The sequence below is a fragment of the Blastopirellula marina genome, assembly GCF_002967765.1.
Lineage (GTDB): Bacteria > Planctomycetota > Planctomycetia > Pirellulales > Pirellulaceae > Bremerella > Bremerella marina_A.
Genome location: NZ_PUHY01000012.1, coordinates 74,073 through 92,355, shown reverse-complemented (window position 1 = coordinate 92,355; position 18,283 = coordinate 74,073). Strand labels below are relative to the sequence as shown.

The 18,283-nt window shown below is 53.9% G+C and carries 16 protein-coding genes; 8 read left to right on the top strand and 8 right to left on the bottom strand.

The genetic code is table 11. The annotated features are described in order from the left end of the window. Window positions 1-4: 4 nt before the first annotated feature. Both C5Y83_RS16710 and C5Y83_RS16705 read right to left on the bottom strand, forming a co-directional pair. Window positions 5-1,639 (bottom strand): isochorismatase family protein, encoded by a 1,635-nt coding sequence (locus tag C5Y83_RS16710; protein WP_105330914.1) that lies wholly within the window; start codon window positions 1,637-1,639, stop codon window positions 5-7. A gap of 211 nt (window positions 1,640-1,850) precedes the next feature. Next, window positions 1,851-3,332 carry a Gfo/Idh/MocA family oxidoreductase gene (locus tag C5Y83_RS16705; protein WP_105330913.1) on the bottom strand — a complete coding sequence of 494 codons (1,482 nt, stop codon included), beginning with the start codon at window positions 3,330-3,332 and terminating at the stop codon, window positions 1,851-1,853. A 350-nt stretch (window positions 3,333-3,682) separates the two neighbouring features. On the opposite strand from C5Y83_RS16705, the gene C5Y83_RS16700 reads away from it, so the two are divergent. Beyond that, a complete protein-coding gene (locus C5Y83_RS16700; RefSeq protein ID WP_105330912.1) occupies window positions 3,683-4,240 on the top strand; it encodes a rhodanese-like domain-containing protein in 558 nt (185 codons plus the stop codon). On the opposite strand, the gene C5Y83_RS16695 is transcribed toward C5Y83_RS16700, so the two are convergent. Further along, entirely contained in the window at window positions 4,221-6,581 is a 2,361-nt protein-coding gene (locus C5Y83_RS16695) for a glycoside hydrolase family 2 TIM barrel-domain containing protein (RefSeq protein WP_105330911.1), read from the bottom strand. The two genes, C5Y83_RS16700 and C5Y83_RS16695, sit on opposite strands and share 20 nt — an antisense overlap. 365 nt (window positions 6,582-6,946) lie before the next feature. On the opposite strand from C5Y83_RS16695, the gene C5Y83_RS16690 reads away from it, so the two are divergent. The 3 genes from C5Y83_RS16690 (at window position 6,947) to C5Y83_RS16680 (ending at window position 9,206) form a co-directional block, all read left to right on the top strand. Next, window positions 6,947-7,291, top strand: a complete 345-nt coding sequence (locus tag C5Y83_RS16690; RefSeq protein ID WP_105330910.1) for a YciI family protein — start codon at window positions 6,947-6,949, stop codon at window positions 7,289-7,291. Window positions 7,292-7,464: 173 nt separating this feature from the next. Continuing rightward, complete coding sequence (locus C5Y83_RS16685) at window positions 7,465-8,244, top strand: hypothetical protein (protein ID WP_105330909.1); 780 nt, start codon at window positions 7,465-7,467, stop codon at window positions 8,242-8,244. A gap of 29 nt (window positions 8,245-8,273) precedes the next feature. Further along, window positions 8,274-9,206: an SGNH/GDSL hydrolase family protein gene (locus tag C5Y83_RS16680; RefSeq protein WP_105330908.1), complete on the top strand. Its 933-nt coding sequence runs from the start codon at window positions 8,274-8,276 to the stop codon at window positions 9,204-9,206. A gap of 33 nt (window positions 9,207-9,239) precedes the next feature. Here C5Y83_RS16680 and C5Y83_RS16675 read toward each other — a convergent pair whose 3' ends face one another. The 3 genes from C5Y83_RS16675 to hpt form a co-directional block, all read right to left on the bottom strand. Beyond that, a complete protein-coding gene (locus C5Y83_RS16675) occupies window positions 9,240-10,040 on the bottom strand; it encodes a hypothetical protein (RefSeq protein WP_146117804.1) in 801 nt (266 codons plus the stop codon). 93 nt (window positions 10,041-10,133) lie between these two features. Further along, window positions 10,134-11,318 (bottom strand): glycosyltransferase family 4 protein, encoded by a 1,185-nt coding sequence (locus tag C5Y83_RS16670; RefSeq protein ID WP_105330906.1) that lies wholly within the window; start codon window positions 11,316-11,318, stop codon window positions 10,134-10,136. Then, window positions 11,315-11,845, bottom strand: coding sequence for a hypoxanthine phosphoribosyltransferase (gene hpt, locus C5Y83_RS16665; protein WP_105330905.1), 531 nt, complete (start codon window positions 11,843-11,845; stop codon window positions 11,315-11,317). The genes C5Y83_RS16670 and hpt overlap by 4 nt, the downstream gene beginning before the upstream one ends. Before the next feature lie 300 nt (window positions 11,846-12,145). Between hpt and C5Y83_RS16660 the strand changes: the two genes are divergently transcribed. Further along, window positions 12,146-12,580: a hypothetical protein gene (locus tag C5Y83_RS16660; RefSeq protein ID WP_146117803.1), complete on the top strand. Its 435-nt coding sequence runs from the start codon at window positions 12,146-12,148 to the stop codon at window positions 12,578-12,580. Here C5Y83_RS16660 and C5Y83_RS16655 read toward each other — a convergent pair. Next, the gene (locus tag C5Y83_RS16655; protein ID WP_105330903.1) at window positions 12,532-13,767 is read right to left on the bottom strand and encodes a serpin family protein; all 1,236 of its coding nucleotides are present in this window, start codon (window positions 13,765-13,767) and stop codon (window positions 12,532-12,534) included. The two genes, C5Y83_RS16660 and C5Y83_RS16655, sit on opposite strands and share 49 nt — an antisense overlap. A 109-nt stretch (window positions 13,768-13,876) precedes the next feature. Here C5Y83_RS16655 and C5Y83_RS16650 point away from each other — a divergent pair, with 109 nt between their 5' ends. The 3 genes from C5Y83_RS16650 (at window position 13,877) to C5Y83_RS16640 (ending at window position 17,128) form a co-directional block, all read left to right on the top strand. Continuing rightward, window positions 13,877-14,638, top strand: coding sequence for an alpha/beta hydrolase-fold protein (locus C5Y83_RS16650; protein ID WP_105330902.1), 762 nt, complete (start codon window positions 13,877-13,879; stop codon window positions 14,636-14,638). 24 nt (window positions 14,639-14,662) lie between these two features. Then, window positions 14,663-15,757, top strand: a complete 1,095-nt coding sequence (locus tag C5Y83_RS16645; protein ID WP_105330901.1) for a glycosyltransferase — start codon at window positions 14,663-14,665, stop codon at window positions 15,755-15,757. 135 nt (window positions 15,758-15,892) lie between these two features. Continuing rightward, window positions 15,893-17,128, top strand: a complete 1,236-nt coding sequence (locus tag C5Y83_RS16640; protein ID WP_105330900.1) for an LL-diaminopimelate aminotransferase — start codon at window positions 15,893-15,895, stop codon at window positions 17,126-17,128. A 123-nt stretch (window positions 17,129-17,251) separates the two neighbouring features. Here C5Y83_RS16640 and C5Y83_RS16635 read toward each other — a convergent pair whose 3' ends face one another. Continuing rightward, window positions 17,252-18,178: a DUF1559 domain-containing protein gene (locus C5Y83_RS16635; protein WP_233207259.1), complete on the bottom strand. Its 927-nt coding sequence runs from the start codon at window positions 18,176-18,178 to the stop codon at window positions 17,252-17,254. Window positions 18,179-18,283 lie beyond the last annotated feature (105 nt).

Genomic DNA, 18,283 nt, shown 5'->3' with positions numbered 1-18,283 from the left:
GGTTCTAAATCTTCTTTGCTGGTGGAGTTGGTACCGTCAAGTCGAATTCTCTTGGCACGTTCAGGCCGGTTGCCCAATAGACGCTGTTGAGAAGCAAGCGTTGGAACGACGGGTTTTCGAAGTCGGTTTTGTGGCCCAGCGAAGTGAAAAACGATTGTCCTCCGTCGGCTCGTTGGAATGTCCAAGCCACGGGTTCAGCGGGATACTCTTCGATCTTTCCCTTGAGTAGTACGGTCGTGCCTTCGGCGAGTGGGGATGTCTTGTAGAGTGAACCGTATTGCGTGAATGAATCTTGAGAAACGCCGGTCAGAATGGGATGATCCTTCGCCGTTGCGATTGGGCTGACCTGAGAGGTGAGCTTGTTGTTGTGGTGATTATGGTAGTTCCCGCCGAACACTTCGGGATCGAACTTGTCCCAAGTTTCCGTTCCATCTGGTGCACCTTGCCCTCGCAAGCTAAACGCATGGCAGGCCGTGCGAATACCGATGACTGGCTTTCCGGCTGCGATGAACTTTCTCAGGGCCACCATTTGGTTTGTGGGTAAGGCGCGGCGACGAACGCTTAGCAGCACAGCATCCGCTGACTCAAGCGCCAGGTCGAGACCCGGGATGTCATTTCGCTCTTCGGCATTGCCAAAGACATAGCTCACACGGAAGTCTTTTCCCAGATAATGAGTAGCAAACTCTGGGAGTGTTTGATTGGTGTCGTACTCGTCTTCCGCCATGACGACCACAACCTGCGGACGATCATCTTTGGCGAATCGAAATGATTCACCTCCCACGATCTGATCGCTGGTGACGGTCGGACAAACGTATTTCTCGATGTGCGAAATGATCCGGTCGGTACCTGAGAAGTGACTGACAAAGGGCCATGCTCCTGGGTTATACATGGTGTCGGTCATGTCGCGCATCAGCACGACGTTCTTGCCGTTTTTAGCAAGCTGCCGCAAGCCAAACGGGCGTCCCAGGACGCACATGTTTGTATGTACGCCAGCCAGGATGACGTTGTCGATGTCTGCCGCGGCCAGGATACTCCAGACTTCATCCCCTTGGTCGCTGATGAAGTCTTTATCGGGATCGATCGTCAACGCTTCGGTTTGACGTGTCCACGGAGCCCTTGGATTCAGTCCGCGCGATTCAAGTTGCTTGGCCCAATCGGCGTGCTCCTGGGGATCGTCATCTTCGCCACCATCGGACTGATCAACTGGATAGATCCCCTGCTCTTCCGCGGGTATTTGATAGCACCAGGAAGTAATCCCGTCCGGTATATGGGAAGCTTTGGGAGTCAGCTGGGCACGTGTTCTGGCCGGGTGGTCCTGGTAGTGCTTCATGCATCCACTGGGGGCGTGGATAATGGTGACCCCTTGCTCCCGAGCCTTGTTCAGCACTTCATTCAACCGAGGCGCGAACTCTTGCTCGCGAAGTACCGCATTTCGGCAGTGATGCAGGTCCCACATATCACAAACGATGATCGCAGTGTGCTGCGGTTTCCAGCTTTCTTCGCGGGTGAGCTGATGGAATCGATCGCTATTCAGCTCGGTCGGTTCTTGATAACGAAGGGTCATCGAAAGATCGTCCGCCAGCAGAGAAGTCGAGCAGAGCAGACCAAGCAGACACGTAAAGGTGCGGAGTAGCGACATGAATAGAATTCCCCTCGGAGGGTGAAGGAGCTAAAGGCAGGATGTTTCCTAACTTAGCGGATATCGGTCAAAAGGGAAATAAAAACCACCGGGCGTATCGTCACGTTGCCGTCTTAGCACATTGCTGTTGGCAGTGAACCGCACAAAAAAACGGCACCCGCGAAAGGTGCCGTTTTCGTTGTTGTTATGAATGGTAGTTGAATACCAGCGACTAAGCGGCAGGGTCTTTGCCGTCGATCCAAGGACCTTCCAGGCTTTGGTAGTCTGGGTTTTCGATGGTCGAACCTTTGTCGCCTGCTTTCCAACCGGCGACATGTGAAGGGGTGCCGCGTTCTTTGGAACGCTTTTCCCACTGCTTCGACCATGATCCGTCTGCTTCGCTGATTTCCATCTTCTGATCGTCGAAGCGATAGATCTTACCCTCGCGGTAGCTGCGAGCACCCAGGTTGACCAGCACGATCGCGGCGGCACCCAAGTCTGGCGGGTTGTTACAGGTTTCCGGCGTGTTGTCTTCGATGGCCTTGATCCAGTTCTCGAAGTGAGCCTTGGTTTGATCTTTAGGAGCACGCTTTTCAGGGCGAATGACCTGCTTTTCATACGGCAGTTCGGTCGGGCTGATGTGCGTGACCTGAGGACGTTCTGGGACGAACGAGAACTCATCGAACGAAGGATCGTCAAAGACAATCGATCCGAAGTGACCACGAATCAACTGTTGGACCGGGGTTTCCGAAGCACCCATGGTCGCGGTGACCAGACCTTGTGCACCTTCGTTGAACTCGGCGACAACCGTGGCGACGTCTGGCACTTCACGACCGTCGTATTCCAAGTACAAACCACCGCTTCCAGTAACACGTGCTGGATAACGCAGGCCGGTCGCCTTCATCATCTGGGTCGTGCGATGCACAAACAGGTCGGTATACATCCCAGAACCAAATTCCCAGAAGCGTCGCCATTGGGCGAAGACAGCACGGTCGAACGGTTGATCTTCGGCCAGTCCTTCTTCAACACCGAGGAATCGCTTCCAGTCGATCGTCTTAGGGGACATATCTTTGGATAGCTTGTAGTAACGCCACTGACCGATATCGGAGTTGCGGAAGTACTCGGTTTGGTACATGAGCACTTTACCAAGCATCCCTTCGTTGACCTTTTCGCGAGCCGCATCCCAAACCGGAAGGCTCGTTCCCTGGACGCCAACCTGCATGACCTTGCCGCTGTCTTTCCAGACCTTGACTAATTCGATCGCTTCTTCGACCTGCTTGACCATCGGCTTTTCGCAGTAGACATGCATGCCGGCTTTCATGCCTTCGATGGCCTGAATTGCGTGCCAGTGGTCGGGCGTGCCGATGCTAACGGCGTCCAGGTTTTCCTTGGCGTACATTTCACGGAAGTCGACATAGCGTGCGACCTTGCCGCCGTTCTCTTGTTCGATGTAATCGGCAGCGCGATTGCGATTGGCGTCGTACACGTCGCAGACGGCAACCAGTTCGATGTTGGCACCTTCTTTGGCGATCTTCGAGAGGCTCTTAACGTGAGCGCCAAAGCCACGACCGCCGACACCGACGAAGCCGATTCGCAGCTTCGAGTTAGCATCAGCCGCTTTGGCCTTGTTGGCTTGCAAAGCAAGCGAGCCGGCCGCAACACCGGCGGCAGAAGTTTTCAGAAAGGATCGACGTGTCGATTCAGATGGATTCATTGATAGCGATCTCCGAGGTTCAAGGCAGGTTGCAAATAAGGCGGGGTGCAAACCTATCAGTTTCCATCAAAACAAGCCCAGAAGCGCAAAGCAATAGCCGAAACGGAATGGGGAGAAAGTTGTACGCAATATCGACTTTTTCTGACAGATATTGACCGATCGCGTGTTAATCATGCGTGCGACCTCGTTGCCCTGGCCATGCTGGGAAGTCGACACGAATATCGAACATTTTCGCGAGTGGAAGATCCTTGGGTGTTCCAGGATCGTCCTTTTAGGTGGGGGTGGTCTGCGCCTATTTATATGATTTGGCCAGAAACAACTGGCATGACAAGTTGCGAGGAGTCGAAGTGATGCGTGCGTTGATTTTGATGGGAGTAGTTACGTTTTTCTTGATGGAAGGAACTTACTTGCTGGCCGCGGATAAAGGAAATCCGATCATCGACTATCAAGGATTTACCAAGCAAGTCGAAGAAGTGGGCAAGTTGCGTGAGAAGCGTCGCATCTCGGAAGAGACTTTCCTTGGGATGATCAAGGACAAGAAGACAATTCTCCTCGATGCCCGAAGCGGGCCGATGTACAAGTTGTTGCATGTCCGAGGAGCAGTGAATCTTTCCTTGCCGGATTTCACCGAAGAAGCGTTGGCAGAGATTATTCCCACGAAAGACACCCGAGTGGTGATCTATTGCAACAACAACTTTAAGAACGAACCAGCCGCGTTTGCTCCCAAAGCCCCAGCCGCTTCGCTAAACATCCATTCGTTCAATGCACTACACAGCTATGGCTACACAAACGTTTATGAATTGAAGCCGTTGTTAGATCGTGCGACGACGAAGATCCCGTTCGAGGGTACGCAGCTTAAGCAGCAGACGCTCAATGCAACTCCGCTTCCTATTCCACAGTCGGAGTAGTTGCGAGCGACGAACGTTGCTCGTACGTGATATCGTCCAGGTAAAACGTGACCGGTTTCCCTTGGCCTGCTATGGTCCAGAAGAAGCCGGTCTTGATGTGCCTGACGTCCTTGTCCGTCAGGTCGAAGTGATATGCTTTCCATTGATCGGTAAGCGTAATCTCGAGCTCAGCTGAGGCCGAATCTGGGTAGGCGACGTCTGGCTTATTCAGCAGACCGAAGCCCAGCTTCACGCGTTCCCCGCCTAATTCGCCACGAGCCCAGACCGTTAGTTGGTCGGCTTCGGTCAGGTTATAGCCTCCTGGCTTATCTCCCCAGTCATTGGCTGGGCTTTGCCAGACAACACCACCCCATCCATCAGCCTGACTAAACGTGACTTTCGTGCAGGTTTGGCCGGTATGGGGTTGCGATTTGGATTGCTCGTCCATCGAAATCGCACCAGTATCTCCCATATAACCGGAGGGAACGAACGGGAGGTTCTTCGTATCATCGCTCGTTAGGTTCAACGGCAACGGCATCGGAGAGCCCATCTCGGCGGAACTGCCTTCCGACGAATAGACAATGTCGTCCAAGTAAAAGGTGATCGGCTCGTTGGTTCCGGCCAATATCCAATAGAAGCCTGTCTTGATTCTTGCTGGATTGCGACCGGTAAGTGGCAAGCGATACTGCTTCCATTCGCTGCTCAAGGTGAACTCGGCTTCTGAATTGGCCGTATCGAAGTAAGGTTTGTTGTGATCGATCAAACCGTAGCCGAACTTGACTTTCTCGCCTCCCTTTCTGCCGCGAGCCCAGAAGGAAAGCGTGTCAGCCGCGGACAGATCGAAACCGCCCGGTAGATCCCCCCAATCGTTGACAGGGCTTTGCCATACGACACCGCCCCAACCGCCTCGTTTGTTGTAAGCGACTTCCAGGCACGTTTCCCCGGCGTGTGGCGTAATGGTGGCTTTTTCGTTCATGGCGATTGCATCGACGTCCCCCATGTACCCCGAGGGGATGAACGGTGTGCCGTTCATGTTGTCACCATAGACGGTTAAAGGAAGCGTAATTTGCGATCCTCGATCTTTGCTAGGTGATGGGACTGTCCCTTTCACCTTGAGAGGAACGTTGCCAACGGCGCCTCCTCCTTTCCCATCACGAATGTAGGCAAACAAACGGTACTTGCCCGGAATCAGTGGCATCTTAAGTGTCACTTCTTTTATGCTTCTCTCGACGATTGCATCCGGGAACGTCGGAGGTGCAGGGCGATAGTCGCCCATCGTGTTGAATTCGTCCATCTCGCGAAACAAAACCCACTGCACCTGCAACTGTTCACCCTCGGGGTCGACAACCGATAAATGGGCTTTCACCTCCTCGCCAGGCTCGACTACAGATTCGCCTGCAATCGAAAGTCGATCAATTCGCGGACACAAATTTGCCGGCGATTGTCCAGACCATGCTTCCGTCATCGAATCGACCGCGGCCATTTTCGTTCCGTCGGGTAAGAACATGCCAAACCAGGTCGCCGTCGCTTCTTGCTTGAAGCCCCAAGTAAATGCAAACGAGCCGAGGCAGTGTTGGTCGGCAGCTAACTTAGCGTAGGCATCACGATAGATCTTGGCCTTCTCGGTGCTGGTCAATTCCGATGGCACCCCCCAATCATTGCTGGCAATTTCCCACGTGCCTGGCGGTCCAAATTCGGTGACAATGTATGGCTTGTTGATCCCGGCCTGCTTGTATCGCTGGGGGATGGATGTGACACCACCGTAACTGTTGATTCCAACGATATCGATATCAGGACAATATCGATCGATCGACGGTAGCTTGTCTCCTCCGATCTCAGCGATCACCGTCATTGTCGGATGATGAGGATCGGCCTCGTGGATCATCTTGGCGATATCGTTTACGGCCTGCCAAACTTGGGGATCTGTCGTCTTCTCGAATCCCTCCATCTCGTTCCCAACGCCCCACAGTAGGACAGCAGGGTGATCTTTGAATTTCAGAACGGCTGCTTTTGCGTCGTCCAGCTGCTTTTGCACTTGCGCCGGATCGTCATACCGAAAGCCGTGACGCTCGTGCCCTAGCCAAATCCCCAGAGCGACCTTCAGCCCGTGAGCCTCGGCCTCGTCGAGTCGAGCTTGTGTGTCGTCACCAATGCCCCAAGTTCGAAACGCATTACCGCCCGATTTGGCCAAGAGCTCCTTGTCGCCATCTCCTCCGGCACCTTTGATTTCGAACGGTTTGTCATCGACCAGGAGCTGGTAACCATTTTGTGTTTGCCTGAGCGTCACCTCGGCGGCATGGGAGTAAGCCTGCAGGACGATGGCGGATAGAAGCGAGATAACAATCGTGGCTAATCGATGCATCGAGGGAAAACCTTTGCGTGGCCCCGGTTTAGGGTGCCGGACCTTGATAGAGAGAAGAGATGTCTTAGTCTTTTCGAGGTCCCGAATTCTGTCAAGAAATCCGCCAATTCGCCCCACGAGCGGTGGTCAGAAGCTTAAGAAAACTCAGCGGAATTGGATGTTTTTGCGATTTCAGAGGCCGATATCACGTACTTCGCGAGAATCTGCGACGGCGTTGTCGAAAACCGCTTCGTGGAATCGACCAATCGATATCGCGTTCGAAAGGTCGTTGCTGGATGAATGCGGCTAGGACAAACTAGGATCGTAAGGAAGTGGGAATCGGGACGAGGTGTCTCGCGGTCCACGAAGCCCCAAGGAATCAAGTAATGAAGTACATGCTGTTGGTTTACGGCGCTGAATCTTGCTGGACCCCTGAAGAACGCGAGCAGTGCATGCGCGATTCGATGGCGATTTGCCAAGAGTTAGAAAGCCAAGGTAAGTTCGTCGCGGCATCCCCACTGGAGTCGATCACCACGGCGAAGAGTGTCCGGGTACGCGAAGGCGAATCGCTGGTAACCACCGGCCCATTCGCCGAAACGACCGAGCAGCTTGGGGGCTACTATATCCTGGATGTCGAAACCGAGCAGGAAGCGATCGATATCGCCAGACGGATTCCGCCTGCTGCGAAAGGCACCGTCGAAGTACGCCCGTTGGCAGCTTTGCCGGAATAACTGGCTTATCCGGCAAAGCTAAAAGCGGTAAGCGGCGGCTACCGCTTCTCGCCTGTTTTTCGTAGAGGTTGGGCCATCGACGGACGATCATCCAGGGTGATTCTCCGTTGGGAATCGCACTGGCCACTGAGGCCAGGCCGTCCGCAACTTGCGCGAATTAGGTTGAGGCCGTTATGGCGGTTGTCTACGAATTGCCGACATGGCTGATTGTGCTTGGCGTGCTCGTGATGTCGTTCGTCGCTAATGAACTCGGGTTTCGCTTGGGGCGAAGAGCCGGGCTGGGTGATTCCGAACGTTCGCGAGCCGTGAGCAATGGCTTGAAGGCCAGCATCCTCGGGCTGGTCGCTCTTCTGTTAGGATTCTCCTATTCGTCGACCAGTAGTCGCTACTACCAGCGACAACGCATGGCCTTGGATGAAGCTAATGCAATTGGCACCTGTTACTTACGCGCCGGCCTGCTTGATGCCCCGGAAGCAACGAACATTCAATCGCATTTGAAACATTACACTCAGCTCCGGATCGACTACTTCTACAACGGACTTCGTAACGATGTCCTCGCAGAGGATGAAGCGGCGATGAATGTCCAAATGGAATCCCTATGGAAAGAAGTGGAAGCGGCCGTTCATGGACAAGGAGAAAAAGTTCGCTTGAGTCAGATCGTTCCAGCCGCAAATGCGGTTATCGATTTGAACGCCATGCGAGCTTGGTCGGTTCGAAACCCGATGCCGATTTCGATATTGATGCTATTGGCAATCTGTCTCGTCGTTTCTGGCGGAATTATGGGCCATTCTTCTGGTGAGGTGGGCAAACGATTCCTCGGTTTGTGGTTTTGCCTTAACATACTGATTACGTTAGTGCTGTTTGTCGTGCTCGATTTCGATCGTCCACGCCGCGGATTGATCCAGGTTGATCATACTCCCCTGGTTGAACTCGAAGCCAGCATGACCGAGTAGGCAAATCATGCGACGATTGGCGGCTCTTCATGAAGTGGAACAAGAACCGACTTATTGCGATCTCGATAATTGGAGTTATCGCAATCGGTGCCGCGTTATTTTATGTGCAGTATTTTATCCTGCGTCCGGTCGGTAACGGACCGGCTGGGCCTGAGGTAGCGGCTGAACCGTTCTCAGATGCGTGGACCGATCGCTCGGTTCAAGTGGTCGGGGTCGGCGATAGTATCACGGCGGGCCTTGGGGCGGATTCGCCAGAGCACTCATTCTTCAACCGGATGCTGGCTAATCCTCAGGACGAATATGCCGACATGCAAGGGAAGTCTCTTTCCGCTGTGCTACCAAATTTTAACTCAGAGAATCTGGCGGTATCGGGCTCGACGTCCAAAGAACATCTCACGGCGATTGAGTCCCGCTTGCCGCAGTACGATGCCAATGTGTTTGGTATCGTCGTGATGACCTCAGGGGGAAACGATTTGATCCATAGCTACGGTCGCGCCGCCCCACGAGAGTGTGCGATGTATGGTGCAACGACCGATCAGGCCAAGCCATGGATCGCAGCGTATCGCCAGCGACTGGATGAGATGCTTGATAAGATCGAAGCGAAGTTCCCGGGCGGCTGCGAGATTTATCTCGCCGATATTTACGATCCGACCGACGGCGTTGGGGACGCCCCGAGTGTCTTCTTGCCAGATTGGCCGGATGCGCTCGCGATTCATGGCCAGTACAACGAAGCAATTCGTGAGGTGACTTCAAGCCGCGAAAATGTGCACTTGGTTCCTCTGCACGACACGTTCCTCGGACATGGCTCCCATTGCCGACAGTTCTGGCGAGCGACTTACGTCGCCGAGGATCCTTATTATTGGTTCTATAGCAACATCGAAGATCCGAACGATCGTGGCTACGATGCAATCCGCCGTGTGTTTCTCAACACAATTGCCGCACAAACGTCGCTTCGCAATTAGAATTGCACATGCTGACGGACGATGCGCGGCAGGTTACGCTTCTGGCAACTTCTCAATGGGCTTCTTATATCGCGGTGTCAGTAGATACGTAAATAGACAGACGAAACCAAGTCCACCGATGCCACCATAAAGGACGACGCCTGCCTGAAACGCCGTGATCAGAGGGCTGACGATTGCTGCAGGTTCGGCAGGAGTATCAATATCGGTGACGACGTACATGACTTGATCGACGTTGTACCAAACCAGCCCAGAAGCTCCTACGATCCCAATCGCAACTACGGTCAGCATTAGTAGAGAAATAACAATCTTGGTTCCGCTGCTCAGCCGTGTGGCCTCCCCTTTTCGAAAGCCGATGATGCCCACCAGAAGCAGCACTGCACAACCGGCGATGTATGCGAGCAGACCTGTTTCTAAGCCACTCGAGTGCTGGGCGACGGCTTGCTCTAACTCGGCTTGTTTCGGAGTCGTTGTGCTCGTTGCAATCATGTTGAGAACATGCTCGATGCTCATGATGATTTTGCCGTTATGATAGGCTGCTCCCATCAAGGCCAGACCAGCCAAGCAACCAAGTAGCTTTCCGAGCACGGTCGTGTATCTTGGCTGCCCGGGGAAAGGTAACGCCACGATGGCCAAAGTTAGGCCGACCATCATCATGTACACGAACAGGACTACCAACTGCACATTCTGCAGCAGAGATTCCAGTGAAGCGGTCGGCGTACCTGATCGATACGTAAGCACCAGCAAGATTTCGATGATCGCGGATCCATGAAGCAGTAACCCAATTGACCCTGCTAGAGCGAGAAGCGGACCTAAGAGCAGCAGTGCACGTTTCATGGTGAGTTCGAGGCGCCAAGCGTTAAAGATGAAGGAGGCTACGTCTGTCCACCATCGTAATGGTTCGCTTTGGCCGATGCGAGCAAGGTACAACTACATCGTCAGACGTTTGGTTTCTGATAGCCTTTCAAACAATGTCACATGGTCGAATGCGCTTCGTTCGAGGCTGAAATTCTCGATTACTCGCTTTCTGGCCGCTTCTCCCAATCGGGCTGATAGTTGGACGTCTTCCATAAGACGGACCAGATGACTGGCAAGCTGATTGTGATCGTCGACAGGGAATGTGAGTCCATTTTCGTCGGGATGGATCAGGATGCGATTCCCAGGTATGTCGCTCACCACGCAGGGTAGTTTAGCCGCCATCGCTTCGAGCAAGGCGATCGACATTCCTTCGTGATGCGACGGAAGCAGAAACATGTCGGCCGCTGCCAACACGTCTTCAACCGTATCAAAAGCTCCCGGCAGAATGATTCGACTTTGCAAACCCATGGCCCCAATCATCGCCGTTAGTTCGCTTTCCTGCGGACCTTCGCCGACAATCCACAGCCGAGCATTCGGGAACTTCTGCAACACGAATGGCCAGGCTCGGACCGCGCGGGTTAGCCCTTTACCAGGATGGAGTCGACCGGTGAAAACAACCAGCGGAGCCGATTCCGCCAAGGTTAGGATCGGATTGGCCGCGGCCAACGCTGCTCGAGCATCGCGTCGCTGCTCGGCAGTTCGTTCAGGACCAACTTTGACTCCATTGGGAATGAAAGTCATTTTCTCGCGATGAAAACCGGCTGACACCATCTCGTCGAAGATCTGCTGACTCGGGGCGACAAAGCCATCGGCCGACTGACAAGTGCGGCGGATCCGATGACCAAAGTTAGCCGTTTCGTGAAAAGCACAATCTCCGGTTTCGCCAGCACCTTCCGCTCGCAGAATGACCGGCACTTTGCTATTGCGCAGACGTGAAGTCGCGACAACTGCGCTATGTTTCAGCATCGATACATACACGGCGTCAAGCTCGCCTTGCTCGGCACGCAGCCAGCGTCCCAGACCCATCATGTAGCGTACCGTGCCCCAGCCACGAAGCGACGGATTGGGGAGCCGAACTACAGGAATGCCGCGGTGCGAAATCTGCTTTGGCCAGTTGGGGTGCCACTGGGCGGTGATAATCTGCACACGGTGCCCCTGCCGAGTGAGCTCTTCGGCCAGGTTGGCCATGACCATTTCGGCGCCGCCGACCAAAGGCCAAAATCGGCGAGTGACAAGGGCCAAGCGGAGCGAACTCATGCGTGCGTTGCGATCTCGTGTTCTTCCAGAGCCGCGACAAACGGCAGGTTGCGATACATATCTTGATAATCCAAACCGTAACCCACGACGAACTCGTTGGGAATATGAAAGCCGACAAAGTCAGGGCGAATTGCCACTTCGTGTCGTTCCGACTTGCTCAATAGAACCAACGATCGAACCGAAGTTGGGCTTTGCTGGCGAATGCTGGCCAGGACGTTTTCCAGTGTGTGCCCTGTGTCAAAGATATCATCGACGACAAGCACGTTCTGTCCGGCGACTTGCGGCATCATCTCGAGATTTAATGCCAACTCACCAGCCGACGTCGCCGTACCGCGATAACTACGAGCCTGCATCACGCCAACCCGAAGGGGCATATCCAGCTGACGGATTAGGTCGGCCATCAGCACCAAGCTGCCCGTCATCACACCTAGGACGGTCAACGGTTCGTTGCCGTAGGCGGCGCGAATGTCGTCGGCTAACTGGGTGACACGATGGGCAAGCTGGTCGGTTTCGATCAGGGTATGCACCAATAGTTCCTACAGCAGTCCAAACTTTGAATAATACAGGTAGCCTATTGTAAGCTTAGTTTTCCCGGTGCTGTAGGTGCGAACTCGCGGGAATTGTCGGGTGAGATATCAATACAACGGCGATTTGGGCGAATACTGAGTATGCTTGCCGAAATTGTCCAAGATACGATCGAATTGACGCCAAACAGGGACGTATTTAGCGAGATCCTGTTTTTTCTCGCGACGATAGCCGCTGGTTGCCTGTTTCTTGGAATAGCTGTCCTTCTGTTGTTCAGGGCCATAAAGAAACAAAATACGGCAATGGTTCAACGATGCGAGCAAAGTGTAAAACGACTAAGCCACCAAGCAATTTATTGGTTCGAGGAGGCATCGAGTGAGCAAACGCAATTAACCGTTAGCAATTCATCGACTGAAGGTGAGATTCATTATCGCATCGAGCGAATCCTTGATGGACGTTATCAGCATCACTTGCAAGTCATTCCGGCGAATCCGAGTATCGAGGTAAATCGTACGCTACTGGCAGCGATTGCTGAGCGAACCATGCTTATTCAATTGATGGAGGCCGGAATCGACCTGCGAACCATCGAATTGGATGAAAGCGGTAAGTTTGGACTTTGTCCAACCATCTCGATCACGCTCTCAGAAGAGGATCACGCCTTGTTACGACCGACGTTCGAAACGGATACTCATGTGCTAACGGATGAATCTGGACAGGTTTCCCGCCCCATGAAGTGAATAAGGCCGGTCTGTTTGTCAGAGATCAAGAATGCGAAAGGATGATTGGCTCGGAAGTGAATCGGTTGCTCGATTTGGGCGGAGCCCCCCAACAGCATCACAGCGGTAGCTGCCGCGGCGACCGTTCCTGTTTCGTTGACTTCAATTTCTGCCTGATGCACTGCTTCCGACACGAAAAGGCCTTCTGGGTCATGCGAGAACCCCTGGAAATTGGCGTGCGAAAGATCGAAGACTTGCTTCATTCCCAAATTGCTAAGTGGTTCCGCAAGGAATTCCAGAGAGCTCATTTTGAAGCGAGGAATCTCAAGCCGAACCCGTCTCGTTTCCATGTAGCTTGCCGATATCGCAACGACCTCTTCAAGATGGCATTCCAACTCCAAGAGCTGGCCCAGTTCGCGTGGCAGGATTACTGTCATCGCAAAGTCGCTTGGACTGGGCACGCTGATGTGAGGGATTTTCCACTCCTCGTCTACATCTTCTTCGGAAAGCAACGAGCAGTCGAGTTCCTGAGATAAACCTCGATAAGGCAATTGAACGACCTGTCCCAAGGGATGTTCTGCGTAGGGGAATTGTCCCGTTTGCCGCATCATCTGAATGTTTGTAGTTCTTCCGGACGCAACGTGAAAGTAAGCATCTTTCGTCCGGTTGTCGTCGAATTCGCTCATCCAGTCGGCGGCAAAATAAATCGCATTCGTCAAGATCATCCGCGTTCGTTCGGGGAGATCATCGACTAGACGCTTAATCTTGCCGCGAGTTTCCTCTTGGACCCATTGGTTGATTCGTGCACAGGCCGTTCTGGGGTTCTGGAAATCGACACGGCCGATTGGTGATTGATAGCCGTCGTCCAATATTTGGATTGCTTCCGGCAACAGGTGGTACCCTTCCTGGCACCACAGGCGATTGGCCAGATTGAACTGAATTCCTTCTGGGTTGGTTATTGCGAACAGTTCGGCAAATGCCTGATGGATACGTGGCTGTGGGATCGAGAGATGGAGCACCTCGGCGATCTCTTGAGCCGTTTTCTCTTTGGCACCAACCAGCGTCATGCCGAACGCGCACGCGATACTATAGGGCGAAAAGAAGAACTGGCGGTGCCGATCGTCTCCGAGCTGTCGATACAGATCGATCGCGAACTGATTCAAGCCGCTTACCACGTGACGGACATCGTCTTGGATTGGGGTATTCATGAGAAAGGTATCGACAGCGGACAAGCGAATAGAAAGGGTGTTATCATACAAGGCACAAACAAGAGTTCCTCGGAAGACACCTCGCAACAAATCGCGTTCGCGCCTTGCTATGAATGAACCAACGATCCACGGAAATTGGCGAAACGAAACGGTCGATGGCCATACGTGCGAGCTGTTCGAGCCGCAAAAGCGAAACGAGCACGGCTACGTCGGTATCTATTTGCATGGGGTTCACCTGGGCAAGTTATGGAATAGTCCCGCGTTTGTCGGTGCTTTGGAAAAAGTCGGCTTGCCGGTCGTCGCTCCGGTAACCGAACGCAGTTGGTGGACCGATCGAATCTGTCCCGAGTTCGACGCAGAACGTTCCGCCGAGAAGTATTTGATGGAAAGTGTGCTCCCGTTCATCGAGCATCAATATGGGGCCACGCCGCCCAAGATTGCCTTGTTTGGCACTAGCATGGGGGGGCAGGGGTCGTTGCGATTTGCCTATAAATTCCCAGATATCTTCCCCGTCGTAGCGGCAGTGAGTCCGGCGATTGACTATCAAAACCGCATGCAAGCCGATCCAGAGGACAATCTCTGGGAGATGTACGACAACGCCGAGCAGGCCCGGCAAGAGACCGCCACACTTCATATTCATCCACTGAATTGGCCTCGAAATCAGTTCTTTTGCTGCTGTCCCGAGGACTCCTCTTGGTGGGAAAGCTCGGATCGATTACGAATGAAACTCCAATCGCTAGGTGTGCCGCACGCATGCGATCTAGAGACCCCAGGCGGCGGTCACGGTTTCGGCTATTACAGTTTAATGGCCCCGAAGGTCGTGGCGTTTCTGTGGGACGCCTTAGAGAAGGAACGCCGCCGCATCGGCTAGTGGAGCCACGTCACGGAAGCATTCATGAAGAAACTCATGCTCATCATCCCGACGCTTGATCGGTCGGGTGCCGAGAAACAATTGACCCTCTTGGCAAAGGGATTGCCACGCGATCGGTTTGATGTCTCGGTCTGCGCCCTTACCCGTGGTGGTCCCTATGAAGAAGAGCTAACGGCAGCAGGGATTCCCGTCACGGTGATCGGCAAGAAGCTGAAGATCGATCCGCCGGCTTACTGGCGGTTGAAAAAACACATTCAGAGCGTGAAACCTGATATCGTCCACACTTGGCTTTTCGCCGCGAATAGTTACGGGCGGAAAGCAGCGTTCGCTGCTCGTGTCCCGCACGTACTATGCGGCGAGCGGTGCGTCGATCCGTGGAAGATCACGCATGAACACATCATCGATCGTTACCTCGATCGCAAGACCGACAAGATCGTCGTTAACAGCACCGGCATTGTCGATTTCTACACGGAAAAGGGACGAGATAAGCAGAAGTTTGTCGTGATTCCCAATGGGATCGACCTGATCGATGGTCCGCCGACCAAAAGCAAGGAAACGCTGTGGGAAGAATTGCGGTTACCGCCCCACGCCAAAATGATGCTCTGTGTCGGCCGGCTATGGCCACAGAAGCGAATGAAAGATTTGATTTGGGCGACGGAGATTTTGAAGCGAATTCGAGATGACGCGTTCCTGGTCATCGTCGGCGATGGCCCACAACGCGAACGTTTGGTTCGCTACACCGAACAAGTCACTATCGACGATAAGGTTCGGATCGCTGGTCCGCGAACTGACGTGTCCGATTTGATGAAACATGCCACCCTTTTCATGCTGGCCAGTGGGTACGAGGGGCAGTCGAACGCCCTGATGGAAGCCATGGCCACCGGTCTGCCAGTCGCGGTGAGCGATATCCCAGGTAATCGTGACTTGGTGACGCACGACGAGAATGGATACTTGGTGGGCTTAGGACAACGAACAGAGTACTCGCGCTTTGCCAACTTCCTGCTGGAAGACGAGCCCCTGCGGGCTCGATTCGCGGAAGCAGCTCGCAAGACAATCGCCGAGCAGTTCAGCGTCCAGCAAATGATCGATCGACACGCAGCGCTCTACGAAAGCTTGTAATTGCTGAAGTACTTAAGCGGCCCCTACTTCGGGCGAACCGCCCTGCCCCGGTTGTTGTCTCTTTAGTGCGCCGGTAGGCTAGTAGGTTTGAATTCTGGCCGCCCGTTTGACCCTAGTAATCTCAGAACGAAGACCATGAGCGATCCCTACTTCCAGAAGCTGTTTGCCGAACGTGTTGGTGGTGAAAACTACGGTAAGGGAACCGCGATTTACAAGTTCGAGAAGATCAAACGTGCCAAACGCAAAGCGTTGGCCGACTACCCTGATCGCAAGCTGGTCGACTTCGGTATCGGCGAAAACGATGCCATGGCACCAGAATTCGTCCGGCAGGTCATGGCGGAAGAAATCAACAAGCCAGAAAACCGTGGTTATGCGGACAACGGAGTCGGCGAATTCAAGGAAGCGGTCGCTGGCTTCATGAAGCGTTTCTTCGGCGTCGAGCTCGATGCCGCGACCGAAGTGAACCACTGCATCGGCTCCAAGACTGCTCTCGCGATGCTACCGGCGTGTTTCATTAATCCCGGCGACATCACGCTGATGACGGTTCCTGGTTACCCGGTCGCTGGCACCCACACTGCTTACTACGGTGGTACCGTCTACAAGTTGCCGCTGCTCGCTGAGAATGACTTCTTCCCCGATCTGGATGGCATTCCAGCCGATGTGAAGCAGAAGGCCAAGCTGTTGGTGATCAACTATCCCAATAGTCCGACCGGCAAGGTTGCGACTCGCGAGTTCTACGAGAAGGTCGTCAAGTTCGCGAAGGAAAACGATATTGTCGTCGTTCAAGACGCCGCACATACCGTGCTGACCTTTGAAGGCGAACCGCTCAGCTTTTTGAGCATTCCGGGTGCGAAGGACGTTGGCGTGGAAGTCCATTCGCTGTCGAAAGGTTTCGACATGATCGGCTGGCGAATCGGTTGGGTCTGCGGTAATCCTCTGCTGGTCCAAGCATTCAGTGATGTGAAGGACAACTGCGATAGCGGTCAGTTCATTGCAATTCAGAAGGCCGCCGCGGCAGCTCTCGGCAACGAACAAATCCCGAAGCAAACCAAGACCAAGTACGAGCGTCGTCTGAAAAAGCTGGTCGACATGCTCAAGCGTTGCGGCTTCCAATGCGAAATGCCTGGCGGAACCTACTTCCTGTACACGAAGAGCCCCACCGGGGTCGAAGGTGGACCAAGCTTTGCCAACGCCGAAGAAGCTTCGCAGTATTTGATCACACAGCAGTCAATCTGTACGGTACCTTGGGACGATGCGGGCGCGTTTCTCCGCTTCTCCGTCACCTACGTCGCTGCCGATGAAGCTGCAGAAGATGCCCTGATGGACGAGACCGAAAAACGCCTGAAGCAAATCTCGCTGAAGTTCGACTAAGCGAGGGTAAATTCGACGCACATCGAAGTTCAGGCCGAATAACTAAAAAGCTTCTCCTGCATTGCTATGTGAGCAGGAGAAGCTTTTTCTATGCGATCGTCGTTCTTTGAGAGAGGTGAGAACTTAATCCAGTTGCACAACTTCCCCGTCTGCTTTATCGCCGAGGCGGCGGAAGACGTTCACGTCGATCGTGAACGGAAAGAAACGGACACTGCCGTCGACCAAAACGCCGTTGAAGCCGCCGTTGTGGGACGAGCCGAAGCGATTTTCTCCGTTACCGGTTAGGGTGTCGGGCAGTGGATTGAGTGTCGTCTGGCGAATGGTTTCCTGGGTAACTGCGGTCGTGCTGTCCCATCCTGCGGTGTAGCCGTAGTTGTCACCAACTTGCGTCTGGCCAAGCAGCGAACGGTTCATTCGCTTCTCACCAACCATCAACGTGTTGCTCGTTCCATCCGTGACACTGGCAAAGCGATTGAGGTTGCGCAAAGCTGAGCCACTGGTGCAACTTCCACTCCAGTTACGTGCCAGGACACCAGTCCCTTCCTGGTTGGTGGCTGCATAGTCGGTTTGGGCGCGGGCGAAGTTTTCAAAGCCGCTGAATGCTTGTCGATTCGGGCCCATACACCAAGGCGTAGCGTTTGCCGAATTGGCTTCGGCAGAGCGTCGGCTGGGGCAATAGTACCCAGCAATCGGCGAGCTCATTACCGATTTAGCCATGTCGAGGTCAGTACCGCCAGATTGACCACTGTGGACGTTCCCTTGCTCCAGGAACGGGAGAATCTGGAAAGCCCATCCCGCCGCTTGTTTATCAAGCATTCCCGGCTTACCGTTCTCGAACGAAACGAACGTACGATCGACATAACCGGCCGTCGGGAAAGCGTTGTAGGTGTCGGTGTGGTTATGCCAAGCGAGGCCAATCTGTTTCAACTGATTCACGCACTGAGCACGACGCGCTGCTTCCCGTGCTTGTTGCACCGCGGGAAGGAGGAGCCCAATCAGAATCCCGATGATCGCGATCACGACCAGCAATTCCACCAGGGTAAACCCCATGCGGGGTCTGGGGTTCGGGTTGAAGGGCAAAGCCGGCATTCGTTTGGGGCGTTTTTTATCAGAGATAACGATAATGTGGGGCATCCGCGACTTGTAAGCCTACCC